The organism is Dietzia sp. SYD-A1, assembly GCF_015356725.1.
In the GTDB taxonomy this organism is placed as follows: Bacteria; Actinomycetota; Actinomycetes; order Mycobacteriales; family Mycobacteriaceae; genus Dietzia.
Genome location: NZ_JADDKI010000124.1, coordinates 1 through 2,851 on the forward strand (window position 1 = coordinate 1; position 2,851 = coordinate 2,851).

The 2,851-nt window shown below is 70.8% G+C and carries 2 protein-coding genes, 1 tRNA gene and 2 pseudogenes; all 5 read left to right on the top strand.

Annotated features, from left to right (window positions below):
• Positions 1–333, top strand: a pseudogene (locus IY392_RS05850) (DNA polymerase III subunit delta'); the annotation flags it as partial.
• A 110-nt stretch (positions 334–443) separates the two neighbouring features.
• A tRNA-Thr gene (locus tag IY392_RS05855) sits at positions 444–519 on the top strand.
• A gap of 72 nt (positions 520–591) precedes the next feature.
• Positions 592–1,395: a crotonase/enoyl-CoA hydratase family protein gene (locus IY392_RS05860; protein WP_107755646.1), complete on the top strand. Its 804-nt coding sequence runs from the start codon at positions 592–594 to the stop codon at positions 1,393–1,395.
• Between the two features lie 50 nt (positions 1,396–1,445).
• On the top strand, positions 1,446–2,630 hold the full coding sequence (locus IY392_RS05865; protein ID WP_194860751.1) for an acyl-CoA dehydrogenase family protein: 1,185 nt from the start codon (positions 1,446–1,448) through the stop codon (positions 2,628–2,630).
• Positions 2,627–2,851: pseudogene (locus IY392_RS05870) on the top strand (acyl-CoA dehydrogenase); the annotation flags it as partial. The gene IY392_RS05865 and the pseudogene IY392_RS05870, both read left to right, overlap by 4 nt.

Sequence of the window (2,851 nt, forward strand, 5' to 3'; positions counted from 1 at the left end):
GGGCGGGGCGCCGCGGGGGCCGTCAAGGAGTTGGAGAAGGCGCAGAAGTCGCGGCGGACACGCTCCACCCGCGACTCTCTCGACCTCGCCTTGGTCGACCTCGCGGGCTTCTACCGGGACGCGCTCATGGCCGGACTCGGCGTCGCGGACGTCGCCCCGGTGCACCCGGACAAGGCCGAGGAGTCGGCGCGCCTCGGGGGTCACTATCCGCCGGCGTCCGTGCTGGGGGCCATCGAGGCCATCCAGGAGTGTCGCGCGGCCATCGAGGTCAACGTCAAGCCGAAGTTCGCGGTCTCGGCGATGGTGGGGGCCATCCGGGAGGCGTTGGGCTGAGGCGGCAGGGGGAGACGCGCGGCTGCGGACGGGGCGGCCACCACGGGGGGCCAGGCGTTTTCCGACCGCGCGGGCCGGTCATATATAGTTGCCTCGCCCCACAAGGGCTCGCCGCGTTAGCTCAGTCGGTAGAGCATTTCACTCGTAATGAAAAGGTCGTCGGTTCGATTCCGACACGCGGCTCCATCAGAACCCCTGACCCCCGTCCCTTCCGGCCGGGGGTTCTCACGTATCAGCCCCTCGATGAGAAGGATTCCCATGACCTCTCAGCCACTGGTGGTCGAGCGAACCGACCACATCGAGACGTGGACGCTCAACCTGCCGGAGACCCGCAACGCCATCTCCGATCCCGCGATCGTCGACGCGCTCTGCGCCCGGGTGGCGGAGGTCAATGCTGATCACGACGTGCGCGCCGTCGTGCTCACCGGCGCGGGCTCGGCGTTCTCCGCCGGCGGCAACGTCAAGGACATGGTGGACAGGGCCGGGATGTTCGGCGGCAGTCCCTATGAACTGCGCGACGGGTACCGCACGGGCATCCAGCGGATCCCGCGCGCGCTGTACCACTGCGAGGTGCCTGTGATCGCGGCGGTGAACGGGCCCGCCGTCGGGGCGGGGTGCGACCTGGCGGTGATGTGCGATCTGCGGGTGGCGTCCACCTCGGCGTGGTTCGCGGAGAGTTTCGTGCAGCTCGGGATCATCCCGGGCGACGGCGGAGCCTGGCTGCTCACCAAGGCGATCGGTCCCGCGCGGGCCGCGGAGATGGCGCTCACCGGCGACCGGGTCACGGCAGAGCAGGCCGCCGCCTGGGGCCTGGTCAACGAGGTCGTGGAGCCCGAGGATCTGCTCCCGGCGGCCCGGGCACTGGCCGGCCGGGTGGCCAAGAACCCGCCGCACGCGGTCCGGATGGCCAAGCGACTGCTGCGCGAATCGCAGCACCAGTCGCTCGAGTCCCTCCTCGAGCTCTCGGCGGCGATGCAGGCGCTCGCACACCACACCGCCGACCACCGCGAGGCCCTCACCGCGTTCGGCGAGAAGCGTGCCGGGGAGTACGAGGGTCGCTGAGCCGCTGGCCTACCATCACCACCACCGCACGCCCTCCCGAAGGAGCACCGATGAGCTCAGCCCTGGTTCCCCCGACCACCCTGGCATCGGTGGAGATGGACGCCCTGCGCGCCGAGGTGCGGTCGTTCCTGTCCGGGGAGATCGCCGCCGGGCGGCTCACGCCGTGGATCGACACCTGGTTGACCCGGTGGGATGAGGACTTCACCCGTCGGCTCGCCGAGAGGGGCTGGGTGGGGATGACGGTCCCGACGGAATACGGCGGACGGGGTCGCACGCATCTGGAGCGATTCGTCGTCACCGAGGAGCTCCTGGCCGTGGGGGCGCCGGTCGCCGCGCAGTGGGTCGCGGATCGGCAGATCGCGCCGTCCCTGCTGCGATACGGCACGGAGGAGCAGAAGCGTGAGTTCCTGCCCCGGATCGCGGCGGGTGAGTGCTGCTTCGCCATCGGCATGAGTGAGCCGGACTCCGGATCGGACCTGGCCAGTGTGCGGACGAAGGGCGTCCGTGTCGACGGCGGCTGGTCGATCACCGGGACGAAGGTGTGGACCTCCGGTGCGCAGCACGCCGAGGCGTTCATCGCGCTGGCCCGCACCGAGCCCCTGGACACCTCCGACCGCCACGCCGGGCTGAGTCAGTTCATCGTCGACCTGCGCGGCGAGGGCGTCACGATCCGCCCGATCGTGTCCCTGTCGGGTGACCACCACTTCAACGAGGTGGTGCTGGACGAGGTGTTCGTCCCCGACTCCCGCGTCTTCGGCGCCCTCGGCAACGGGTGGGAGCAGGTCAACTCCGAGTTGGCGTTCGAACGCAGCGGTCCCGAACGTTTCCTGTCCTCTTTCCGGCTCTTGGCCGCGGAGATCGGGGCCATCGCCGAGGGGCACCTGCCCGTCCGGACTGATCTGGGACGTTCGGTCGCGAGGATGGCGGGCCTGCACGCGCTGAGCCAGAACATCGCCGGAGCCCTCCAGCGCGGGGAGCCGGCGGACACCGCGGCGGCGCTGGTCAAGTTGCTCGGCACCACCACCGAGGGGGACATCGTCGAGGCGGTCTCCGCCCGGCTCGGGGACGAGTTCACCCCCGGTGTCGGTGACAGTGACGGTGACGGGGCGGCGGCCGCGTCCGAACTCGCCGATCTGCTCCGTGCCGGACTGCACCAGCGGCCCGGCTTCACCCTGCGGGGTGGCACCAACGAGATTCTGCGCGGCGTGATCGCGCGGGGACTGGGGATGCGATGAACGCCGCGAACGCCGCGAACGCTGCGAACGGGCAGAACGGCGCGACCGCGGCGACCGGCGAGGCCGTCGAGAGCGCGGGCCTCCAGATCGACGAGGACCTCGAGTCGATGATGGCCGACGTGCTGGCCCAGTTCTCCGGCCCCGCGGTGGAGCCCGATGCGGAGACCGTGTGGCGGACCCTGTCCGAGGTGGGGATCGGTCGACTCACCGCGCCCGAGGAC